The sequence below is a fragment of the Collimonas sp. GW821-FHT02H07 genome, assembly GCF_059421505.1.
Genome location: NZ_JBWKVC010000001.1, coordinates 281,505 through 303,977 on the forward strand (window position 1 = coordinate 281,505; position 22,473 = coordinate 303,977).

21 protein-coding genes are annotated in these 22,473 nt (G+C 60.9%); 7 read left to right on the plus strand and 14 right to left on the minus strand.

Going from position 1 to position 22,473, the window contains the following annotated elements; translation table 11 throughout:
* Positions 1-82: 82 nt before the first annotated feature.
* From AC07V8_RS01155 to AC07V8_RS01170, 4 genes are all read right to left on the minus strand, one after another.
* The gene (locus tag AC07V8_RS01155) at positions 83-760 is read right to left on the minus strand and encodes a type 1 glutamine amidotransferase domain-containing protein (RefSeq protein WP_494677032.1); all 678 of its coding nucleotides are present in this window, start codon (positions 758-760) and stop codon (positions 83-85) included.
* Between the two features lie 35 nt (positions 761-795).
* Positions 796-1,827 carry an NADPH-dependent curcumin/dihydrocurcumin reductase gene (curA, locus tag AC07V8_RS01160; RefSeq protein ID WP_494677031.1) on the minus strand — a complete coding sequence of 344 codons (1,032 nt, stop codon included), beginning with the start codon at positions 1,825-1,827 and terminating at the stop codon, positions 796-798.
* 234 nt (positions 1,828-2,061) lie between these two features.
* Complete coding sequence (locus AC07V8_RS01165) at positions 2,062-3,219, minus strand: iron-containing alcohol dehydrogenase (protein ID WP_494677030.1); 1,158 nt, start codon at positions 3,217-3,219, stop codon at positions 2,062-2,064.
* A gap of 108 nt (positions 3,220-3,327) precedes the next feature.
* Positions 3,328-3,933 (minus strand): TetR/AcrR family transcriptional regulator, encoded by a 606-nt coding sequence (locus AC07V8_RS01170; protein WP_494677029.1) that lies wholly within the window; start codon positions 3,931-3,933, stop codon positions 3,328-3,330.
* Between the two features lie 231 nt (positions 3,934-4,164).
* Between AC07V8_RS01170 and AC07V8_RS01175 the strand changes: the two genes are divergently transcribed.
* Positions 4,165-5,124, plus strand: coding sequence for a LysR family transcriptional regulator (locus AC07V8_RS01175; protein WP_494677028.1), 960 nt, complete (start codon positions 4,165-4,167; stop codon positions 5,122-5,124).
* A gap of 35 nt (positions 5,125-5,159) precedes the next feature.
* On the opposite strand, the gene AC07V8_RS01180 is transcribed toward AC07V8_RS01175, so the two are convergent.
* Both AC07V8_RS01180 and AC07V8_RS01185 read right to left on the minus strand, forming a co-directional pair.
* Entirely contained in the window at positions 5,160-6,269 is a 1,110-nt protein-coding gene (locus AC07V8_RS01180; RefSeq protein WP_494677027.1) for an NADH:flavin oxidoreductase/NADH oxidase, read from the minus strand.
* Between the two features lie 56 nt (positions 6,270-6,325).
* Positions 6,326-8,122: an ABC transporter transmembrane domain-containing protein gene (locus AC07V8_RS01185; RefSeq protein WP_494677026.1), complete on the minus strand. Its 1,797-nt coding sequence runs from the start codon at positions 8,120-8,122 to the stop codon at positions 6,326-6,328.
* A gap of 382 nt (positions 8,123-8,504) precedes the next feature.
* Here AC07V8_RS01185 and egtD point away from each other — a divergent pair, with 382 nt between their 5' ends.
* Together egtD and egtB are read left to right on the plus strand one after the other, a co-directional pair.
* Positions 8,505-9,473, plus strand: a complete 969-nt coding sequence (egtD, locus tag AC07V8_RS01190; RefSeq protein WP_494677025.1) for an L-histidine N(alpha)-methyltransferase — start codon at positions 8,505-8,507, stop codon at positions 9,471-9,473.
* A gap of 36 nt (positions 9,474-9,509) precedes the next feature.
* Positions 9,510-10,763 (plus strand): ergothioneine biosynthesis protein EgtB, encoded by a 1,254-nt coding sequence (gene egtB / locus AC07V8_RS01195; RefSeq protein WP_494677024.1) that lies wholly within the window; start codon positions 9,510-9,512, stop codon positions 10,761-10,763.
* A gap of 10 nt (positions 10,764-10,773) precedes the next feature.
* Here egtB and AC07V8_RS01200 read toward each other — a convergent pair whose 3' ends face one another.
* Positions 10,774-11,697, minus strand: coding sequence for a LysR substrate-binding domain-containing protein (locus tag AC07V8_RS01200; RefSeq protein WP_494677023.1), 924 nt, complete (start codon positions 11,695-11,697; stop codon positions 10,774-10,776).
* A gap of 192 nt (positions 11,698-11,889) precedes the next feature.
* Here AC07V8_RS01200 and AC07V8_RS01205 point away from each other — a divergent pair, with 192 nt between their 5' ends.
* Positions 11,890-12,507, plus strand: a complete 618-nt coding sequence (locus AC07V8_RS01205; RefSeq protein ID WP_494677022.1) for an FMN-dependent NADH-azoreductase — start codon at positions 11,890-11,892, stop codon at positions 12,505-12,507.
* A gap of 219 nt (positions 12,508-12,726) precedes the next feature.
* Here the strand turns inward: AC07V8_RS01205 and leuA are convergent, their stop codons facing one another.
* From leuA to AC07V8_RS01230, 5 genes are all read right to left on the minus strand, one after another.
* On the minus strand, positions 12,727-14,433 hold the full coding sequence (gene leuA / locus AC07V8_RS01210; RefSeq protein ID WP_494677021.1) for a 2-isopropylmalate synthase: 1,707 nt from the start codon (positions 14,431-14,433) through the stop codon (positions 12,727-12,729).
* A gap of 586 nt (positions 14,434-15,019) precedes the next feature.
* Positions 15,020-15,160, minus strand: coding sequence for a DUF3096 domain-containing protein (locus tag AC07V8_RS01215; RefSeq protein ID WP_082792731.1), 141 nt, complete (start codon positions 15,158-15,160; stop codon positions 15,020-15,022).
* 383 nt (positions 15,161-15,543) lie between these two features.
* Positions 15,544-15,867, minus strand: a complete 324-nt coding sequence (locus AC07V8_RS01220; protein ID WP_494677020.1) for a hypothetical protein — start codon at positions 15,865-15,867, stop codon at positions 15,544-15,546.
* Positions 15,868-16,005: 138 nt separating this feature from the next.
* Entirely contained in the window at positions 16,006-16,440 is a 435-nt protein-coding gene (locus AC07V8_RS01225) for a GNAT family N-acetyltransferase (protein WP_494677019.1), read from the minus strand.
* Positions 16,441-16,452: 12 nt separating this feature from the next.
* Positions 16,453-17,760, minus strand: coding sequence for an MFS transporter (locus AC07V8_RS01230; RefSeq protein ID WP_494677018.1), 1,308 nt, complete (start codon positions 17,758-17,760; stop codon positions 16,453-16,455).
* 187 nt (positions 17,761-17,947) lie between these two features.
* Between AC07V8_RS01230 and AC07V8_RS01235 the strand changes: the two genes are divergently transcribed.
* Positions 17,948-18,886: a LysR substrate-binding domain-containing protein gene (locus AC07V8_RS01235; protein ID WP_494677017.1), complete on the plus strand. Its 939-nt coding sequence runs from the start codon at positions 17,948-17,950 to the stop codon at positions 18,884-18,886.
* A 314-nt stretch (positions 18,887-19,200) separates the two neighbouring features.
* Here AC07V8_RS01235 and AC07V8_RS01240 read toward each other — a convergent pair whose 3' ends face one another.
* Positions 19,201-19,605, minus strand: a complete 405-nt coding sequence (locus tag AC07V8_RS01240) for a carboxymuconolactone decarboxylase family protein (protein WP_494677016.1) — start codon at positions 19,603-19,605, stop codon at positions 19,201-19,203.
* 16 nt (positions 19,606-19,621) lie between these two features.
* Entirely contained in the window at positions 19,622-20,017 is a 396-nt protein-coding gene (locus AC07V8_RS01245) for a MerR family transcriptional regulator (protein WP_494677015.1), read from the minus strand.
* Between the two features lie 212 nt (positions 20,018-20,229).
* On the opposite strand from AC07V8_RS01245, the gene AC07V8_RS01250 reads away from it, so the two are divergent.
* Positions 20,230-20,898: a response regulator transcription factor gene (locus AC07V8_RS01250; RefSeq protein WP_494677014.1), complete on the plus strand. Its 669-nt coding sequence runs from the start codon at positions 20,230-20,232 to the stop codon at positions 20,896-20,898.
* Entirely contained in the window at positions 20,895-22,283 is a 1,389-nt protein-coding gene (locus tag AC07V8_RS01255; RefSeq protein WP_494677013.1) for a sensor histidine kinase, read from the plus strand. The genes AC07V8_RS01250 and AC07V8_RS01255 overlap by 4 nt, the downstream gene beginning before the upstream one ends.
* Positions 22,284-22,473 lie beyond the last annotated feature (190 nt).

The window sequence follows — 22,473 nt, forward strand, 5'->3', positions numbered from 1 at the left end:
AATGGGGTCAGACTCTGCCCCCATTTGACGGACCACGGAGTACATCAGATCGTGATCGATACCTTGCCTGCAGCAACCAACCTTAAGCCAGCATTTTCAACACCAGCTCCGCCACCGCCACCGAAGAAGCCGGATTCTGGCCAGTGATCAGATTCCCATCAGCCACAGCATAACTTCCCCAGTCCGCTCCCTTGCTGTAATCGCCGCCCAGGCGTTTCAGCTCGGCTTCCACCAGGAAGGGCACGATATCGGTCAATTGCACCGCGGCTTCTTCGCTATCCGAAAAGCCGGTAACCTTTTTCCCTTTGACCAGCGGTGTACCGTCCGCGGCGCGCACGTGACGCAGCACGCCTGGCGCATGGCAGACCGCGGAGACTGGCTTGTCGGCGGCGTACATGGTTTCGATCAGCGCGATCGAATCCTTGTCTTCCGCTAGGTCCCACAAAGGACCGTGGCCGCCTGGGTAAAACACAGCGTCATAATCTTTCGCTTGAGCCGTCGCCAGCTTGATGGTCGAAGCCAGAGCAGCCTGCGCTGCACTGTCCTTGCGGAAGCGTTTGGTGGCCTCGGTCTGTGCGTCCGGTTCGTCGCTTTTCGGATCCAGCGGCGGCTGGCCGCCGTGTGGCGAGGCTAGGGTCAGCTTGGCGCCGGCGTCCAGGAAAGCGTAGTAGGGAGCAGCGAATTCTTCCAGCCAGAAGCCGGTCTTCTTGCCGGTGTCGCCCAGTTTGTCGTGCGAGGTCAGTACCATTAATATGTTCATGTGCATTCCTTTGAATGTGGCGTTAGCCGGGAAATTTATTCGTCGCCGGCGCGTATCACCAGCTTGCCGAAGTTCTTGCCTTCCAGCAGGCCGATGAAGGCTTGCGATGCATTCTCCAGCCCATCTACGACATCTTCCCGGTACTTGATCTTGCCGGCGGCGACCCAGCCGCCCATCTCTTTGAAAAATTCCATGTAGCGCGGCTGGTAGTCAAAGATGATGAAGCCTTGCATCTTGATGCGGCGTACCAGCAGGCTGCCCATCAGTCCCGGCAGGTGGTCCGGTCCTTGTGGTTTGCCGGTGGCGTTATAGTTGGCGATCAGGCCGCATACCGGCACCCGGGCGTGCAGGTTCAGCAACGGCAGCACGGCGCTGAAGACTGCGCCGCCGACGTTTTCAAAATAAACGTCGATACCTTTATCGCAGGCAGCAGCTAGCTGTTGCGGGAAATCGGCGGCGCGGTGGTCTATGCAAGCGTCAAAACCCAGTTCTTGCACTGCATACGTGCACTTGTCGGCGCCGCCGGCGATACCGACCACGCGGCAACCCTTGAGCTTGGCGATTTGCCCAACCAGCGAACCGACCGCGCCGGTGGCGGCGGCCACGACCACGGTCTCGCCGGCTTTCGGCTGGCCGATGTCGAGCAGGCCCATGTAGGCAGTGAAGCCGGGCATGCCAAGCAGCCCCAGCGCATAGGACGGCTTGCCCAGCTTAGGGTCCAGCTTGGTCAGGTCTTTGCCGTCAGACAGCGCATAGTCTTGCCAGCCGCTGTAGCTCAGCACGAGGTCGCCAGCCTTGTAGGCAGGGTTTTCCGAGGCTTCGACCCGTGCCACCGTGCCGCCGACCATTACCTGGCCGACTTCCACCGGCGCGGCATAGGAAGGCGCATCGCTCATGCGGCCGCGCATATACGGATCGAGCGAGAGATAGACGGTGCGCAGCAATACCTGGCCCGCGGCGGGTGCCGGCACAGGGCTTTGATCCAGCTTGAAATTCTCGGCAGTCGGTGCGCCATGCGGGCGCGAGGCCAGCAGGATGCGGCGGTTGACGGTTTTGCTTTGTGACATGTTCGCTACTCCTTGGGTGGAATGAATGCCGGCGCTGTTTTGCCGGCGCGTGCAGAATCAGTTTAGGCCCCGTCAGGAAACAAGTTGAACATTTGGACGGCCGTAGCTGGCGCGCTGCGGCGTTGCCCACCGCTTGCAGTGCTCGCACTACGGCGCGTCGTGCGCCTTGCATCGCATCCAGCTACGGCCACCCAAATGCCCAACTTATTCCCTAACGGGCCCTTAGCGTCAATCTCACAGCGCCGCTTCGAGAATCTTGCGGCTGACTGCGAGTGTGTGGTCCTGGTGTTCGCCGAGCCTGGTCATGCCGTGCTGTTCGAGTTGCAGCAGCACTGTTTCGACCGCAGCCTGGCCCAGCTCATAGTCCGACAAGCGGGTCTTGATGCCCATGCTTTCAAAGAAGTCGCGCGTGCGTTCGATGGCGAGGTCGATGCGGGCATCTTCGCTGCCTTCGGTAATCTGCCAGACGCGTTCGGCGTATTGCAGCAGTTTGGCATGCTTGCTATGACGGCGCACCGTCAGCAGGGAAGGCAGGACGATGGCCAGGGTGCGGGCATGGTCGATATCGTATTGCGCGGTCAATTCGTGGCCGAGCATATGGGTAGCCCAGTCTTGCGGCACGCCGGCGCCGATCAGGCCGTTGAGCGCCAGTGTCGCCACCCACATCAGGTTGGCGCGGGCATCGTAGTCGTTCGGCTCGGCCAGCACCTTAGGCCCGGTTTCGATCAGGCTCAGCAGCAAGCCTTCGGCGAAACGGTCTTGCACCTGGCCTTGCACCGGATAGGTCAGGTACTGCTCGACGGTGTGCACGAAAGCGTCGACCACGCCGTTGGCGATCTGGCGCGGCGGCAGGGTGAAGGTCTTGCTCGGGTCGAGAATCGAAAATTGCGGAAACACCAGCGGGCTGTGGAAGGCCAGCTTGGCCTGTATCGATTTGCGGGTGACGACGCCGCCATTGTTCATTTCCGACCCGGTGGCCGGCAAGGTCAGCACGCTGCCGAAGGGCAGGGCGCTGGTGATGTTGGCGCCGCGCTTGACGGCGATATCCCAGGCTTCACCTTCGAAATGCGCAGCGGCGGCGACAAACTTGGTGCCGTCGATGACCGAGCCGCCGCCTACCGCCAGCAGGAAGTCGATCTTTTGCGCGCGTACCTGCTCGACCGCCTGCATCAGCGTTTCATAACTCGGATTCGGTTCGATGCCGGCGAACTCATGGACTTCACGCTCGCCGAGCGCTGCCTTGACTTCGGCCAGGGTGCCGGTTTTCTGGGCGCTGGCGCCGCCGTACAGGATCAGCACGCGGGCCTTGGCCGGCACCAGCTGGGACAGCTTGGCGATGGTGTCGCGGCCGAAGACGATTTTGGTTGGGTTGTAAAATTCAAAATTGAGCATGGGATTTCCTTTGGCAAGTAGGCCGCTCGACGAGTCGGGCGGCAAAAAAATAAATGCGCTTGCAAGTAACGGCAGATACGCAAGCGCGCGTAGCGATGTGCGGTTTGGTCAGGGCGAGGCCAGGACGCTCAAGGTGATTTCCATGGCGTTTTCGAGCGGGCTGCGGTCGCGCTGGAGTTTGGCCAGCAGGCTTGCACCCAGCCAAAGCTGATAGAGCATCTGCGCGGTTTTCTGCGGCTCCAGGCCGACCTGCAGGGAACTGTCGGCGATGCCTTCCGCGATGCAGTCGGCCAGCCGCGCCATCACCTGCTGGGTGCCTGCGCACAAGACCAGCCGCATCTCGTCCGACAGATCGGCCACTTCAGCGCTGAGCTTGACCACCAGGCACTTGTCCATGGCTTCGCCGCCGGCCTGGGTCTCGCGCCAGTTGCTCCAGTAGCGCAGCAAGCGTTCGCGCGCCGGTTCGGCGGCAGGCTGGCGGGCGCCGATTTGCAAGACCTGGTCGAGCGCCTGCAGGTAGTCTTCCACGTATTGTTCCATCAGCGCCCGGCCGTACTGTTCTTTCGAGCCGAAGTAGTGGTAGAAGGAGCCCTTGGGTATCGCCGCCGCGCTCAGGATCTCGCTCAGCCCGACTCCGGAGAAGCCTTTGACTGCAATGATTTTTTGTCCTGCGTCGAGGATGTGACGCTTGGTGGTGTCGTAAGTGGTTCGCATGATGGATCGATTCTACATCAAAATTAGACCGGTCGTCTAACAAGGTCAAAACTGACAAATTTTAATCAAATTTCGACAGAATCGGGTTGATTCGATACTTCAGCGTTATCCAGTCATGCTTTACCGGCGACTATTCATGTTTACGCATATCCGTTATGCTGGTGGGGTTGATTATGCAATTTTCATATCTATCCGAAAGTTGACAGTTCCCCACCTTTTTTAGCGGCGCCCATGACATCCCGTACCAACCACCATCTTGATACCTACCTGCTGCGTGTGCTGCACACCTTGCTGGTGGAAAAAAGTGTCTCGCGCACCGCCATCAAGCTGGGGCAGTCGCAGCCGACCATCAGCAATACGCTCAAGCGTTTGCGCGAGCTGACCGGCGATGCGATCCTGGTGCGCGGCAAGACCGGCATGGTGCCGACCGAACGCGGGCAGGAGCTGCTAGCGCTGGCCAAGCAGGGCCTGGAAGTGATTGAAAAAATCGCGGCGCCGGTGGCGGCCTTTGAAGCGGACAGCACCTCGCGCGTATTCCACATCGGCACGCCGGATTACCTGAACATGCTGCTGATCCCATCGATCATCGAGCAGCTGCGCAAACGCGCGCCGGGCGCCAGCCTGATGGTGCACGCGCTGGACGCCAACCTGGATTACGCCAGCGCGCTGGAAACCGGCCGCTTCGACATGGTGATCGGCAACTGGCCGGACCCGCCCGAGCATCTGCACCTGGCGCAACTGTTCGACGACGACGTGGTGTGCATGATGCACCGCGACCATCCGGTGGCGAAGAAAGGCCTGACCCTGAAGTATTATCTGGAGATGCCGCACCTGGCGCCGACGCCGTATATAGAAGGGCACCGCAGCGGCATCGACGCGGCGCTGGCCGAGCAAGGCTTGAAGCGCAACGTGCAGGTGACGATCCCGTATTTCGCGCTGGTGCCGCACGTGCTGTCGAAATCCGACCTGATTTTCACCACCGGTCGGCAGTTCGCCGAGCATATCATCGAAGACTGGCCGATCGGCATGTTCACCCTGCCGTTCGACATGCCGAAGATGCGTTTCTACATGCTGTGGCATGCGCGTTCGCATGTGGCGCCGGACGTGGTCTGGCTGCGGCGCCTGATCGCCGAAGTGGCGGCCGGCCTCGGCAAGGCGCCGGCCAAGCAGTCGATGCAGCAGATCCCGTAATCATCCGCCGCACCGTTTTTCACACCGTTCCTGCTCTACTTTTCGCTGTAATCCACATTCGGCCGCTGCGGCGATTTGCGCGAAGTTGCGCGCATGTATTGCGGCGCCCACGAAGTGACGTCGTGCAGCGCATCGGCCGCATGCAGCGGCCAGTAAGGGTCGCGCAGCAGTTCGCGCGCCATCAGCACCAGGTCGGCCTGCTCGGTGCGCAGGATGTGTTCGGCCTGGCCGGGATCGGTAATCATGCCGACCGTGCCGCTGGCGATGCCCGCTTCGTGCTTGACCCGCGCCGCAAACTTGGTCTGGTAGCCCGGGCCGACCGGAATGCTGGCGCTGGCGATGTTGCCGCCGCTGGAGACATCCACCAGGTCGACTTCAGCCTCGCGCAACAGCCGGCTCAAGGCGACGGTTTCATCGGCATTCCAGCCGCCTTCAATCCAGTCGGTGGCTGACAGCCGCACCAGCAGCGGCAAATCCTGCGGCCAGACCTGGCGCACCGCGGCCACCACTTCCAGCACCAGCCGTACGCGGTTTTCAAACGAGCCGCCATACTGGTCGGTACGCTGATTGCTGATCGGCGACAGGAACTGGTGCAGCAGATAGCCGTGCGCGGCGTGGATTTCCACCAGCTTGAAACCGGCCTTGCGGGCGCGCACCGCGGCATCGGCAAAGGCCTGAATCACGCCCTTGATGCCGTCGATGCTGAGCGCTCTCGGCGTGGTATAGCTAGAGTCGAAGGCAAGCGCAGACGGGCCGTCGGTATGCCAGCCGCCTTGTTCCGGCTCGACCCGGCCTTGCTGTTCTTCCCACGGACGCCAGACGCTGGCCTTGCGGCCGGCGTGGGCCAGCTGGATGCCGGCCACTACGCCCTGTTGCTCGATAAAGCGGGTGATGCGGCTCAGCGGCGCGATATGTTCGTCTTTCCAGATCCCCAGATCCTGCGGCGAGATGCGGCCTTGCGGCAGCACCGCGCTGGCTTCGAAGATGATCAGGCCGGCGCCGCCGACCGCGCGGCTGCCCAGGTGCACCAGGTGCCAGTCGTTGGCGAAGCCGTCCTCGGCCGAATACTGGCACATGGGCGCCACCGCAATGCGGTTGGCCAGGGTCACGCCGCGCAGCTTCAATGGAGAAAACAAGATGCTCATATTCTTTTCCTGTCGGTTGGTTACAGCAAGTTTGGTCCGGCCTGGCTTCGACCGGCTCAGGCCTCGTTCACGATATTGAACTGCAGCGCCGCCAGGCTGGCGTACAAGCCGTTGTGCGCCACCAGCTCGGCATGGCTGCCGGTTTCGACCACGTGGCCGTGTTCCAGCACGATGATGCGGTCGGCCCGCTGCACGGTCGCCAGGCGATGCGCGATCACCAGCGTGGTGCGGCCGACCATCGCTGCTTCCAGCGCGCCTTGCACGGCGCGTTCGGATTCAGCGTCGAGCGCGCTGGTGGCTTCGTCCAGCAGCAGCAGCGGCGGATTCTTCAGCAGGGCGCGCGCAATCGCGATGCGCTGGCGCTGGCCGCCGGACAGGCGCACGCCGCGCTCGCCGAGGAAGGCTTGATAGCCTTCCGGCAGGCGTTCGATGAATTCGTGGGCGGCCGCCATCTTGGCGGCGGCGATCACTTCGGCATCGCTGGCGCCGACGCGGCCGTAGCGGATGTTTTCCATCGCGTTGGCGGAGAAGATGATGGTGTCCTGCGGCACGATGCCGATGGCGTTGCGCAAGGTATGCAGGTCGAGATACTTGATGTCGACGCCGTCGAGCTTGATGCTGCCTTGCTGCGGATCGTAGAAGCGCAGCAGCAGCTGGAACAGGGTGGTCTTGCCTGCGCCGGAAGGGCCGACCACGGCCACCGTTTCACCGGGCTTGATATCCAGCGACAGGCCATGCAGGGCGGCACTCTCGGGCCGTGAAGGATAGCGGAAACCGATGTTTTCCAGCGTCAGCGCAGCGCCTTGCGCGGTGCGCGGCGGCAGCGTGTCCGGCAGCAGCACCGATTGCACCGGCGACTGCGCCGCCAGCAGTTCCAGCAGGCGTTCGGTGGCGCCGGCGGCGCGCTGGGCGTCGCCCATTACTTCCGCCAAGGCGCCGATGGAACCGGCCAGCAGGGCGGCATACAAGATGAACTGGCCCAGCTCGCCGCCTGTCATGCGGCCCTGGACCACGGCGTGTGCGCCCAGCCACAGCACGAACACGATGGCGCCGAACACCAGCAGGATCGCCATCATGGTCAGCAGCGAACGCGCGCGTATCCGTTCCATTGCGGTGCTGAAGGCGTTTTCGATGGAGATGTCGAAGCGCTGCGCCTCGATGGTTTCATGGGTGAAGGCTTGCACGGTCGGCATGGCGTTGAGGATTTCGCCGGCCATGGCCGAAGCGTCGGCCACCCGGTCCTGCGAATCGCGCGACAGCTTGCGCACGCGCCGGCCGTACCAGACGATGGGCAGCACCACCAGCGCCAGCATGACCAGGATGATCGCGCTCAGCTTGACGCTGGTAATGAACAGCATGACCATGCCGCCGGCAAACAGCAAGGCATTGCGCAGCGCCATCGAGATGCTGGTGCCGACCAGCGCCTGGATCAGCGTAGTGTCGGTGGTGATGCGCGACAGCACTTCGCCGGTCTTGGTGGTTTCAAAGAACTGCGGGCTCTGCGTCACCACATGCGAATACACCGCGCTGCGCAGGTCGGCCGTGACTCTCTCGCCAAGCCAGGACACCATGTAGAAGCGCGCAGCCGTCGCCACGCCCAGCACGCAGGCGACGCCGAACAGCGCCAGGAAGTACAGGTCGATGTGATTGGCGCCCTGGATGCCGCCGGTGCTGAAGCCGAGGTCGATCATCTGCCGGAACGCATACGGAATCGCCAGGGTGGCGCCGGCCGCCACCAGCAGCGCGATGCTGGCCATGGCAAACTGGCGTTTGTAGGGAGCCAGGAAAGGGAATAAGCCGACGAGTGTGCCCAGACTGCGTTTTTGAGGTTCTTTGGAAGTTATGGTTGTCATGTTGGATTCTATGTGGGCCGCCGTTGGACCTGGCCCTGCGGTTTGCCTGCATCTGTATCAAGCTGCAATGGCAGGGCGCGTCGTGGATGCATATTGCCATCCATTAAGAGAGCGATCGCGCTTTGCCATCTATTCAAAGGGAACTTCAACCAATTACGGATTATCGATATACTTACTGCATTGCCTGGCAGTTTGCCAGGGCCTATTAGCACTGTGTTGGGAGTGCGAACGCGCGGCCTGCATTACAGGCCTAGGCACGAAGGCCCTAGTGTAGTGGATGTTGCGCGATAGCGCAGGATCTCGCTACGGAGAAGATGAGTTTTTGTAGCTGAACAAGCAACTAAATGTGTCGTTCCACTGATAGCTACCTCAGGAGAATCCTTTGGCTCAACTGCAGCAACCGGCGCATCCGGAAAACTGCGTAGCGCAAGACGAGGTTCAAGATCAGCTGGTAGCCGGCCTGCTGGCGCCTTATGCCCACGTCTCTCCCAAATATCTATACGATGTGCTCGGCTCGCGCCTGTTTGCCGCGATCTGCGAGCTGCCAGAATACTATCCGACCCGTACCGAAGCGGCGATCTTCGAACAGCACGCCGGCGCGATCGCGGCAGCGCTCGGCCCCGAGGCGACCCTGATCGACCTCGGCGCCGGCAATTGCAGCAAGGCGGCGCGCCTGTTTCCCAGCCTGCGGCCGAAGCAGTATGTGGCGATCGATATCTCGGAAAAATTCCTGCGGGAAGCGGTAGACGCTTTACGGCAGCAGTTCCCGAAGATCAAGATGACTTGCCTGGGCATGGATTTTTCCTCCGAACTGGAGCTGCCGGCTACGCTGGGAGCGCCGCGCCGCCAGTTTTTCTATCCAGGCTCCTCGATCGGCAATTTTGCGCCGCTGGAGTCCCTGAAGTTCTTGCACCGCATCCGCAAGGCGATCAACGGCAGCGACGGCGGCCTGCTGATCGGCGTCGACCTGGTCAAGGACAAGCCGATACTGGACGCTGCCTACGACGATGCGCTGGGCGTCACCGCGGCCTTCAACCTGAACCTGCTGAACCATGTGAACCGCTTGCTGGCGGCAGATTTCCAGCCGCAGCAATGGCGCCATCGGGCTTTTTACAATGAGGGCCAGCACCGCATAGAAATGCATCTGGAAGCGCGCCGGGATCTCACCGTCCATTGGCAGGACGGCGGCATGCGGCGCTTTGCCAAGGGTGAAAGCATCCATACCGAAAGCAGCTACAAATATACTGAGCAGGGATTCATCGACCTGCTGCAGCAAGCCGGTTTCGGCAAGGTCCAGACCTGGAGCGATGAGCGCAACTGGTTCATGGTCTGCCACGCCCGCATCGCTTGAGCGTCATAAGAAAACGAACTACTGAACGGGACTACGATGGATACGGCGACAAGACACAGGCTGGCTCCCGCGCCTGCCGGCCAGGCGACGCATCACTTGGCTGAAGCCTTCGCGCGCGTGCGCGCGCAAAGCTGCCAGCTGGTGCAGCCCCTGTCGGCGGAAGATTGCTGCGTGCAATCGATGCCGGACGCCAGCCCCGCCAAATGGCATCTGGCGCACACCACCTGGTTTTTCGAGACCTTCATCCTGGAACGGTTCGAGGCCTGTTTCCAGCCCTTCCATCCGGCCTTCCGGGTGCTGTTCAATTCCTATTACGAAGGCGTCGGCGAACAGCATCCGCGCGCCCAGCGCGGCCTGATGACGCGGCCGGAGCTGGCGGAAGTGCTGGCCTACCGGCAGAACGTCGATCAGCGCCTGCTGGCGCTGCTGGCGCAAGCACAGGCGCCGGACGTCGCCCGCGAACTGGCGATGCTGGTCGAGCTGGGTTTGCAGCACGAGCAGCAGCATCAGGAACTGCTGCTCACCGATATCAAGCATTTGCTGTCGATGAATCCCTTGCTGCCGCCTTACCTTGGGTCTGATGCCACGGCCGATGCAGGACAAGGGCAGGCCGGCGCGCGTGCGATGCAGTGGCAGCCGTTCGCAGCCGGCATCGTGGAAGTCGGGCACGATGGGCAGGGATTTTTCTTCGATAATGAAACGCCGCGGCACCGCCAGTTTGTCGAGCCGTTTTGCATGGCATCGCGGCTGGTCAGCAATGGCGAGTACCTGGCGTTCGTTGAAGATGGCGGCTACAGCAATCCCTTGCTGTGGCTGGCGGCCGGCTGGGACTGGGTGGTGCAGCAGAAAATCACGCGGCCGCTGTACTGGCACCAGGCGCAGGCGCAATTCGATTCAGCCTGGCGCGAATTCACCTTGCATGGCTTGCACCCGCTGGCCATGCACGAGGCGGTCACCCATCTCTCCTTTTTCGAAGCGGAAGCCTACGCGCGCTGGGCCGGCGCCCGTTTGCCGACCGAAGCGGAATGGGAGGCCGCGGCCGCGGCGCAAGGCGAGGATTATTTCGGCGTCGCCTGGCAGTGGACCACCAGCAGCTATGCGCCTTATCCCGGCTACGTCGCCTTGCCCGGCGCCGTCGGCGAGTACAACGGCAAGTTCATGGTCAATCAGTACGTATTGCGCGGTTCTTCGGCGGCGACGCCGGATGGCCACGCGCGCCTGAGCTATCGCAACTTTTTTCCTGCCACCGCGCGCTGGCAGTTCAGCGGCATCAGGCTGGCGCGTTCCTGATTTTTTTCTGTCATTCCCGACAGCGGTCGGCAGGGAATTGCAGTTTGCTGAGATGCTCGATCAGGAAATCGACGAACACCCGCACCGCCGGCAGCAAACCTCTCTGGGTCGGATACACAACTTGCAGATGCCCCGCCGGCGTGGTCCAGTCGGGCAGCACATGGATCAGCCGGCCTTGCGCCATCTCTTCGCTGCAATACTCGGTAGGCAGCATGGTCAGGCCGAGATGGCGCAACGCCGCGCGCTTGCGCAGGGAGAAATCCTCTACCGCCAGGCGCGCTTCCGTCACCAGTTCGTAACGTTCATCGCCGGGGCCGTCGAGCGGCTGGTGGATGCGCCGATCACGCTCCACCGCGCCGAGGAAGGGCAGTTTTGCCAGTTCGCGCGGGTGGCTAAGTACGCCATATCTGGCCAACAGCTCCGGCGTCGCCACCAGCACGCCGGAGGCGGAACGCAAACGCCGTGTAGCAAGGTTGGGATCCTCATCGTCGGTAGCGCGCACCCGCACCGCGACATCCACCCCTTCCTCTAGTAGGTTGATGCGGCGGTTGGTGAACAGCAGGTCGATATTCACTTTCGGGTAGCGCTCCAGGAAGGCCGGCAGCGCAAACGCCACTTCCGTCTGCGCAATCGCCACCACGCAGCTCACCCGCACCGTGCCGCTCGGTTCCGCCAGCGAGCTGGTCACCGCCAGTTCGGCCGCGTCGGCCGCGGCAATCACCACCTGGCAATGCTGGTAGTAGCGGGTGCCGAGATCGGTGAGGGCGATGCCGCGGGTGTTGCGTTGTAGCAAGCGTGCGCCCAGCCGGGTTTCCAGCTCGGAAATCCGGCGCGACAAGCGCGATTTCGGAATGCCCAGGCTGCGGCCGGCGGCTGTGAAGCCGCCTTCCTGCACCACATTGGCAAAGAAATAGAGGTCGTTCAAATCTTGCATGATCGTCATCCAGTGTTCTGTATATGGAACAATATATCTTATTTTTGATGACTAGTTCTATTGCTGATGCAAAGGTAGGATGTGCTCAATGGTTCAACAACCAGTCAGTCAAACTCTTTGGCATCGAGAAATGGGTTCTCCGGATTGCTATGGATTTTGATCCACTCTTCATTTGATAGAACGGAATACATCATGAAACTCTTGCAAATCGACTCCAGCATTCTCGGCGACGCTTCGGCTTCGCGCCAACTCACACGCGAAGTCGTGGCCACCCTGATGGCCGCCGACAGCGATATCGACCTGAGCTATCGCGACCTTAGCAAAGACGTCACCGCGCATTTGTCCGGCGCCACCTTTGCCGCCAAAGGCACGCCTGCTGAAAAGCGCAACCTGGCGCAAAAGCTGGAAGTGGAACTGAACGAAGCCATCCTCAATGAATTCCTGGCAGCGGACGTGATCGTAGTCGGCGCGCCAATGTACAACTTCAGCGTGCCGACCCAGCTCAAGGCATGGATCGACCAGATCAGCGTCGCCGGCGTGACTTTCCGCTATACCGAAAAAGGTCCGGAAGGCCTGGCCAAGGGCAAGCGCGTCGTGATCGTGTCGACTTCCGGCGGCAAGCATGCAGGCGGCCCTACTGGCGTGGCGCATGAAGACTACTTGAAATTAGTGTTCGGCTTCCTCGGGATTACCGATATCGAAGTGGTCCGCGCCGATGGCCTGGCCTACAGTCCTGAAGCGAAAGAAGCCGGTTTTGCGGCAGCTCGCGCGCGTATCAATGATCTGACCAGCGCAGTGGCAATGGCCTGATCGGCAGGGTCGAAATGAAAAAACCGCTACTGCTATCAATCAGTAGCGGTTTTTTTCGTCGACTGTTTTTATTTCGCGTAAAAGAAGTAATAGCGCGGCGGGTCGTCACTGGTAACTGACGTCCGGCCGCGCTGATGAAAGCATGTAGTACGGTAATACCCAGCCTGCACGAAGCCTGCCTGTCGCGTGATCGCCGCGGCAAGCAGATAAAACTGCTCTTTACGCAGCAGCGGCGCTGCTGCCGATCTCCTGGTTGGCGGCCTGGCCGGCGATTTCAATTTGCCGGTTGACCGCACTCAGGATCGCCTTGAACGAGGCGGTCAGGGTATTGGCGTCGATGCCGACGCCGAAGCCGGTAGGGGCGTCGTTCAGGCGCAGCTCGATATAGCTGGCGGCCTGGGCGTCGGCGCCGGCGCTGATCGCGTGCTCATGGAAATCCATTAGCTTGATGTCCAGTCCCAGTGCATTGACGAAAGCATCGATCGGACCGTTGCCGTGGCCGCTGCTGGTGTGCACCTGGCCATCGCGGACGATGTCGATTTCAATCTTGACCGCTTGTGCCTGGCTCGAATCCTCGCTCATGCGATGGCCGCGATAGACGTAGGGGGTTTGCTTGTCCAGGTATTCCTGCTTGAAGATGCTGTAGATGTCGCTGGCGGCGATTTCCTTGCCGCTGGCGTCCGCGGCTTTCTGGATCGCGCGGCTGAATTCGATCTGCAGGCGGCGCGGCATCGCCAGGCCGTATTCCTGTTCCAGCAGATAGGCCATGCCGCCCTTGCCGGACTGGCTGTTGACGCGGATCACGGCATCGTAGCTGCGGCCGAGATCGGCCGGGTCGATCGGCAAGTAGGGGATTTCCCAGATGGCGTCGGCCTTCTGCGCGGCGAAACCCTTTTTGATCGCATCCTGGTGCGAGCCGGAGAAGGCGGTAAACACCAGGTCGCCGACATACGGATGACGCGGGTGGACCGGAATCTGGTTGCAATCCTCAACGCATTGGCGCACTTCGTCGATGTCGGAGAAGTCCAGGCCGGGATTGACGCCCTGGGTGTACAAGTTGAGAGCGAGGGTCACCAGGTCGACATTGCCGGTGCGTTCGCCGTTGCCGAACAGACAACCTTCGACGCGGTCGGCGCCGGCCATCACGGCCAGCTCGGCGGCGGCGACGCCGGTGCCGCGGTCATTGTGAGGATGGACGCTGATGATGGCGGCGTCGCGGCGCGCCAGGTTGCGGTGCATCCATTCGATCTGGTCGGCGAACACATTTGGCGTGCTGCACTCGACCGTGGTCGGCAGGTTGAGAATGACTTTGCGGGCCGGCGTGGCTTGCCAGGCATCGACCACGGCATCGCAGACTTCCTTGGAAAAATCCAGTTCCGCCATGCTGAAGGTTTCCGGCGAATATTCATAGCGCCACTGGGTTTCCGGGCGGGCGTCGGTCAGCTCCTTGATCAGGCGCGTGCCGGAGACGGCGATTTCCTTGACTTCATTGCGGCTCTTGTCGAACACGATACGGCGCCAGGCCGGTGCAATCGGGTTGTACAGGTGGACGATGGCTTGTTTTGCATCCTTGAGCGAATCGACCGTACGGCGTATCAGGTCTTCGCGCGACTGCGTCAAAACGATGATGGTGACGTCGTCGGGAATATGCTTTTCTTCGATCAGCTGGCGCACGAAATCGAAGTCGGTCTGCGAGCCGGAGGGAAAGCCGACTTCGATTTCCTTGAGGCCGATTTTCACCAGCAATTTGAAGAAACGCAGCTTGCGCGCGGCGTCCATCGGTTCGATCAATGCCTGGTTGCCGTCGCGCAGATCGGTGCTCATCCAGATTGGCGGCGCGCTGATGACTTGATTGGGCCAGGTGCGATCGCTCAGCGGGATGGGCGGAAAAGGGCGATATTTGACAGCGGGGTTTTGCAACATCATGGGAAGCCTCTCTGGGAGCTGATTAAGTACGTTTGCTAGATGCGTGTGCCGATGAAACAGGGAACGGACAGGTCGGTGGCGGCGCGGTTGCCTGGCTGCCACTCGGAAAAATCAACGCGAGGCCAGGCAACCGATCGGTAGCTTTAGCAGCGATAGCGATAGCGCGCAGATGCATGCCGCAGCAGTGGCGGCAAATGTGCTGGCGATGCGGGAGAGCGAAGGGTGGCGCTGAATGCGGTACATGGAATCGGGCTCTTTAAAATTGAAACGCCTAGTCGGAATTTCAGTTTCACTACTGTGATTTCTTGGTTTGGCGGTGCTGCTGCCAGGGTGCCCCGTCAGAACGGGGTCGAGATCATAGTGCGCGTAGTAGCGATAGCGCTAGTAGCGGCACTAGCAGCATTGCCGGCAGTAAGCCAGGATGCTGTAGTAGGGAGCGGGATTGGATGCGTGGGGAAGCCATGGCCTTAATGTATGAGATAAAGTCAGGGCTTGTCAAGCATGAGTTGGCATCCGGCCAAAAAATGGCTTGGTTCCCCGCACGCGTATTGCTTTTCGCCAGCGGATGCCCCGGGCCGCGCTGCGTTCAGCGTGTCCCGAACAGGCCGATCAGGCCGATGACGATCAGGTACAGCGCAATGATGTAGTTCAGCAGTCGTGGAATGGCCAGGATCAGTACGCCCGCGATCAGTGAAACGATAGGGGTCAGGTGCAGGGTGGTAAACATATGCATTCCTTTTCGGGTGGCGAAGTTGCATCCAACTCGATGATACGACGCTGGCAGTCTTTCCAATGTAGGACAAGGCCGCCATGCGGTGTAGGAAGGCATGGAAGACGGTAAAAAAACGGCTTGGCTAATCGCTGTTTAGGGAGGAGAAACCGTCACAGCGTTGGCTAATGCCGATAAGGACACACACTCCGTCAGATGCACACATTGAAACTTGGCGGTCGGCGTCAGCAACGGGCAGGTCGTTGGCGCAACCATTTCAAAGCGGGCAGGAGACGGATTTACTCCCTTCCCGGGGAATACAGTGGCGCTGCGGCATACTGCCGCTGCGTGCGGATCAGGCAGGGCCGGCGGGCCGGCTCTTTTCTCGGCTCTTTCGTCATTTACAGCGCTCGGGTGCCTGAAATCAGGCGCGTGATAAAGGCCGAGCGCTCGCTTTTCTGTTTAGGCAACGCTCGTTCAATCATCGAGGTCCATTGCTCCGACAACTGCTGGCAAGTGGCGCGCAGCACCGGCGCCAGTTCCGGCCAGTCGGACAGGGTGCGCAGGTGCCGTTCAATGGTGCGCGCCGATTGCACGCAAGCGTCGGTCGCCAGATTATGCATATTGTATTGCGATATCAAGTGCAAGACCGCTGAGATCAGGAGCTCTGGCGGGGTACGGTAGTTGTCGGCCGGGCCGTCTGTTGCATCGCGCGTACTAGTCATCAAATACTCCTTGGTCGCTTGACTTTAAATAGTAATGATTCTCATTTAAATTATTATCCAAGGCAGGCTCGAATGCAAGCACTTTGCGATTTTTTTCATGATGGATGAAGTGCGGCGCCGCGGCCGGGGCAAGGACGCCTAGGCTGCAGGACAGGACATCAGCCATGCCACGCCGTCCCGTCCGACCTCCTTGAAGCCTGCCGCTTCGTACAGTTTTTTCGCCGGGTTGCCTTCCAATACGCTCAGGGTCGTCGGCAACTGCTCGCGGCGGGCCTGGGCCAGCACCTTGTCGACCAGGATGCGGTCCAGTCCTTGCCCCTGGAACTCGGGCGCAATCTGGATCTGGGCAATATGCCATTGACCGGGCTCGCGATACGCTTTCAGCAGGCCGACCGGCTTGCCCGCAATGGAGACGATCTGAGCGTGCTCAAACTGGAACAGGATGCGCGCCAGCTGCGCAGCGTCGTCGCGCGCCGCATTCACGCGCGCCAGGTGCTCGCTCATGGTGGCATGGCGCAAGGCTGTCAGGAACGGCAGGTCGGCGCTGGTTGCCGGCCTGAACTGCATTGCCATGCTTTTCCTTTCCTATCTGTTCACCAGATGTTTCGGCACCGACAGCGTCAGCACGGCGCCCAGCAGCAGCGATGCCGCCAGCACGTACATGCCGCTGTTGGTGCTGTGGGTCAGGTCTTTCAGCCAGCCGACCAGGTAGGGGCTGACGAAGCCGGCCAGGTTGCCGAGCGAGTTGATCAGGGCAATCCCGGCCGCGGCTGCGGCGCCGCCGAGAAACGCCGTCGGCAAGCTCCAGAACAGCGGCAGCACGGTAATGATGCCGACCGTGGCCAGCGTCAGCGCCGACATCGCCAGCAAGGTATTGTGGTCATACACCGTACTGAAGATCAGGCCGATGCAGCCCAGCACCGCCGGAATCGCCACATGCCAGCGCCGCTCGCGCCGCTTGTCCGCGCTGTGGCCGATCAGGATCATGGCGACTGCGGCGGTGGCGTAGGGAATCGCGGTCAGCAGGCCGATGTTGAAGGTGTCGGTGACACCGGTGGTCTTGATGATGGTCGGCAGCCAGAAACTGACGCCATACAAGCCCATGACGAAGCAGAAGTAGATCAGCGACATCAGCCAGACGCGCGGATTGGCGAACATCCGGCCTAGCGACACTTCTTGCTTCTGGCTGGTTTCAGCCTGGATCTGCGACTCCAGCAACTGCTTTTCCTGCTCGCTCAGCCAGGCGGCGCCGCGGATCCGGTCCTGCAGGTAAAAGATCACCGCGACGCCCAGCAGCAGGGATGGAATCGCCTCCAGGATGAACATCCATTGCCAGCCCGCCAGCCCATGCACGCCGGGCAAGGCCTTCATGATCCAGCCCGACAGCGGGCCGCCGATGACGCCGGAGACCGGCACCCCGGTCATGAACAGCGCCGTCATCTTGCCGCGCCGGTGCGCCGGATACCAGTAGGTCAGGTAGAGGATGACGCCGGGGAAGAAGCCGGCTTCGGCCACGCCCAGCAGGAAACGCATGGCGTAGAAGCTGGCCGGGCTGTCGACGAAGATCATGGCGCCGGAGATGATGCCCCAGGTGATCATGATGCGGGCGATCCAGAGCCGGGCGCCGACCCGGTGCAGTATCATGTTGCTGGGGATTTCAAAGATGAAGTAGCCGAGGAAGAAAATCCCGGCGCCGAGGCCGTAGACGGTTTCGCTGAACTTCAGGTCGTTGAGCATCTGCAGCTTGGCGAAGCCGACGTTGACCCGATCGAGATAGGAGGCGACGTAACAGAGGAAGAGCATCGGCAGCAGGCGCCAGGTGACCTTGGCGTAGGTGGCGGCTTCGAAGGCGCTGCCGGCGGCAGCGTTTGCTGGGCTTGAAGGTTCTGACATGTCTCTCTGCCTTATTAGAATAGGAAGCGACGGTGGAGTTTCAGCTTGGCGGTGGTTTTGTGAGATGCATTGTAGCCGGACCCTCGGCGAAAGGCCATGCGCCGATTTCAGGGCGCGGCGGGCGAACTCGTTTACACTGTTCCCGGCTGCTCAGCCTATCCACACACATCACCGAGGTCCGCGTTTTATGGAGTTGCGTCAACTGCGCTATTTTGTCGCCATCGTCGATCATGGATCGCTGTCGCGCGCCGCCCGTGTCTTGCACATCGCCCAGCCGGCGCTGACCCAGCAGATCAAGCAGCTGGAAGACGAACTGTCCGCGCAACTCTTGCATCGCTCGGCGCAGGGCGTGCTCGCCACCGATGCCGGCAAGATTTTCTATGAGCATGCGCAGGCCATCCTCAAGCAGGTGATCGATGCCAGGTCAGCCGTTGCGCAGTCCACCGACAAGCCGGCAGGCACGGTTGCGCTCGGCATACCGCAAAGCGTTTCCGGCATCCTGGCCTTGCCTTTGCTGACGGCGATGCGCGCCCGCTATCCGGATATTTCGCTGCAGCTGACGGAAGAACTGACCGGCAACCTGATCGAGCAGCTGAAGACAGGCCGCATCAACCTGGCGGTGCTGTTCGACGACGGCCAGCTGGGCTCGTTTGCCGTCACGCCGCTGGCGGAAGAGGAAATGATGTTCATCACGCGCAGCGGTTCGCAATATGCGACGGCGCGCCGCTCGGTGACCTTTGCCCGCGCGGCCAAGGCCAAGCTGATCCTGCCCGGCATGCAGCACGGCGTGCGCCCGCGCATAGAAAGCGTCGCCCGGGCGGCGGGGATAGTGCTGGAAAACGTGATCGAGATCAGTTCGGTGACGATCATGAAATCAGCCATCCTGGCCGATATCGGCGCCACCATCCTGCCGGTGGCGCCCTTGCTTCCGGAGATCAAGCGTGGCGAAATGACTGCCTACTCGATCAGCGGCGAAAAAATGTCGCGCACGCTGGCGCTGTGCGCTTCCAGGAATATTCCGCTGACCACCGCGGCGGCGGCGGTCGAGCGGCTGGTGCTGGAGGTGACCGATGAATTGTGCCGCAGCGGCGAATGGCTGCATGCAAGGATCCTGGCGCGGCCTTGAGCTGTATCGGTTTTGCCAGAAGGAAACTGGCTATCGTTTTTCCTTATACCCCTATCCAGAATCGGTATTTCCTGTCCGCGGCCATGCTCCCTTAGACTTCAGTCACAGCAGAGTCAAACGCGTGCTGCGAAGGCCGCCACCATGGCCGCATCGTCTGTCAGCCGGATGCTTTACCGAGTATCCCTAAGGCAGATTTTTCCCGGATCATCCTTCCGAGAATGCTTTGAAAACCGCATGCGCCGTACCGTTTGCTGGCATCCCGGGAATCTGTGCTGCGGCTCCGCCCTGATCAAGCGGAGCGAGCCGGTGGCCGGTCAGTGCGGGCTGGTCTCGGACTGGGCAAGGCGGTCATGCTCGGCAAATACTTCCTTGGCCGCAAACATGCCGTTCAATGCCGCCGGAAAGCCGGCATACAAAGCCATCTGCATGATGGTTTCAGTGATTTCCAGGCGCGACAGGCCGACATTCAGGGCCGCCGCCAGATGCACCTTCAGCTGCGGCTGCGCCGTCCCCATCGCCGTCAGCGCCGCTACCGTCGCCAGTTCGCGCTGCTGCAGAGTCAGCCCGGGGCGCGAATAAATTTCGCCGAAACCGAATTCAATGACATAGCGTCCCAGGTCCGGCGAGATGTCGGCCAGGCTGTCGATGACCTTTTCGCCGGCGATGTCGTCCACTTCTTTCAAGCGCTGCAGACCTTTTTCGTATGTGCTTTGTTGCATGTGATGCTCCCAATGATTATGTGTCGACGAGGGCTTTCAGCTGTTCTTCCTGGCTGGCGTAGATGGCGATTTTTCCGCGCAACATGGCCAGGGTGTCTTGCAACACCAAAAGATCGGCTTCCAGCGTTGCGGCATGCTGTTCCAGCAATGCCTTGCGTTCTGACACACTTCCAAGACGCTCCCCCAGCCTGCGCAGCTCCGCATAACGCAGCATCTGCTGTATCGACATCCCGGTAGCGCGCAGCCTGAGCAGGAACTCAATCCAGCGCAGGTCTTCCTGGCGGTACAGGCGATGTTGATTGCTTTGCCTGGGGACAGGGTCGATCAAGCCTATCTTTTCGTAATAGCGCAAAGTGTGGACGCTGAGTCCGGTTGCTGCTGCTGCCTGTTGGATCGTGATGGAAGTGGCCATGGGATAAAGTGTAGAAGTTAGAGTGCGCTCTAGGTCAAGCACTATTATCACAGCAGTTTGCCGGCTGCGGGAGTCTGCCGATCAACGCAAATGCATGACTAGCGATTAAAATTGACACTAGATTATCGAGGCTTGCGATAACGACAATACAACGACAATAACAGGCTATCGGGCGGCGCCCAGGCATCGCCATGGAAGTAGTAAGGGATTCAATGCATATTCTTTTGGTGGAAGACGATTCGGTGCTGGCGGACGGCATCCTGCGCATCTTCAAAGGCCACGGCATGGTGGTCGACGTGGTGCAGAACGGTAATGACGCCGATGCGCTGCTGCAGCGTGCGGAAATCTCCGTGGTGGTGCTGGACATCGGCTTGCCCGGGATCGACGGTTTTGAAGTGATCCGGCGCCTGCGGGCGCGCGGCAGCCATGTGCCGGTGCTGTTGCTGACGGCGCGCGATTCGGTGCAAGACAGGGTCTACGGGCTGGAACTGGGCGCCGACGATTATCTGGTCAAGCCGTTCGCGACCCAGGAGCTGGTGGCGCGGGTGCGCGCGCTCTTGCGCCGCAGCGCGCCGCAGCCGCTGGAGATGCATCTGGGCGGGCTGTCGCTGAATACCTCGTCGCGCCGGGCCAAGATCAACGGCAAGACGATCGATCTGTCGGTGCGCGAATGGGCGGTGCTGGAGTACCTGCTGCAGCAGGCGTCGCGGGTGGTGTCGCGGCAGCAGATCATCGACGCCATCCTGCCGTGGGGCGCCGAACTGACCTTGAATGCCGTCGAAGTCTACATCTCGCGCATCCGCCTGAAGATTGCCGATGCGGGGATTGAAATCCGCACCATACGCGGCTTTGGCTACATGCTGGAAAAAAACGATCCATGAAGATGCCCAGCATCCGCGTCAGCCTGCTCAAGTGGCTGGTCGTGCCGCTGCTGACCGTGAATATCATCGGCGCCGGCGTGACTTACTGGCTGGCCTGGATCCCGGCCCAGATTGCGTTCGACCAGAGTCTGGCGGACGCCGGCTGGGCCATGATCCCGCGCTTGCACGAGAATGGCGCGCAAGTCGAGATCGATTTGTCGAAGCAGGCCGAGCAGGTGCTGCGGGTCGATCACTTCGACGCCATCTTCCTGGTGGTGCGCGACCAGCAGGGCAAGCTGCTGGCGGGAGATGCCGATTTTCCGCTGCTGCCGGAACGCGAAGCGCTGAACGAGCCGACTCCTTACGACGGTTTCATGCGTGGCGAGCCGGTGCGCATCATGGCCTTGAAAACCATGATAGGCAAGCAGCCGGTGCATATCGGCGTCGCCGAAACCCTGCGCAAGCGCACCCATATCCGTTCCGTGATATTCCTGGCGCTGCTGTTGCTGGAAGGGGTGTTGGCGCTGGTGCTGATTGCCGTGATATGGCTAGCGATCAGCCAGGGTTTGCTGCCGCTGAAGAAAATGAAGGCAGAGCTCAATGCGCGCAGCCGGGACGATCTGTCGGCGCTGGATGAGAAGCCGGTGCCGTCCGAGCTCAGTCCGGTGGTCAAGGCCATCAACGGCTTGCTGGAACGGGTGCAGATGGACGCCAAGGCACAGCAGAATTTCCTGGCGAACGTGGCGCATCAGTTGCGTACGCCGCTGGCCGGCTTCCGGACGCAGCTGGAATGGCTGCTGCATAAATATGCGGATGAACCCGAGAGCGCCCATTCGATCGTGCTGATGACCTCATCCACCGAGCGCATGATCCGCCAGACCAACCAGCTGCTGACGCTGGCGCGCGCCGAGCCGGCCAAGTTTGAAAAGGAGCGGCTGCGGGTGGTGGAAATGAACAAGCTGGTCGAGGGCTCGGTCCAGCATTTTGTCGAGGAGGCGCACAAGAAGAATATCGATCTCGGCTTCAACCTGCAGCCGACGCGAGTGATGGGCGACCATTTCCTGCTGCGCGACCTGGTCGATAACCTGATTGACAACGCCATCCGCTATTCGCCGCGCAACGGCACGGTGACCGTCAGCACCCTGCAAGGCAAGGATGGCGGGATTTTTTCGGTGGAAGATTCCGGTCCGGGGATCGCCCCTTCGGAACAGGAATCGATTTTCAAGCGTTCGCACCGGCTGGACGACAGTATCGCCGGCAACGGCCTTGGCCTGGCCATCGTGCGCGATATCGCCAAGGATCATGGCGCCAGGATCACGGTGGAGCCGGGCGCCACCGGCGGCACGATCTTTTCGGTGCATTTCCCCTTCCCAATTTTGGGCACGCCTTCAAAACTGCCCGTTTAAGGCCCACTTAAGCGCTTTGGCGGCGCAGCAAATTCTTCCGTAAACCCTTGCCGGTCCGGGCTGGCGGCATGAACTGCCGTTTATTGTATAAACAATAATTTCAATCAGAGCGTTGCCAGTCGGGGACAATAATATGCACTAATTGGTTCCCAAATGGTACAACTTTTACTCTTGTTACTTTTGAGAGGGT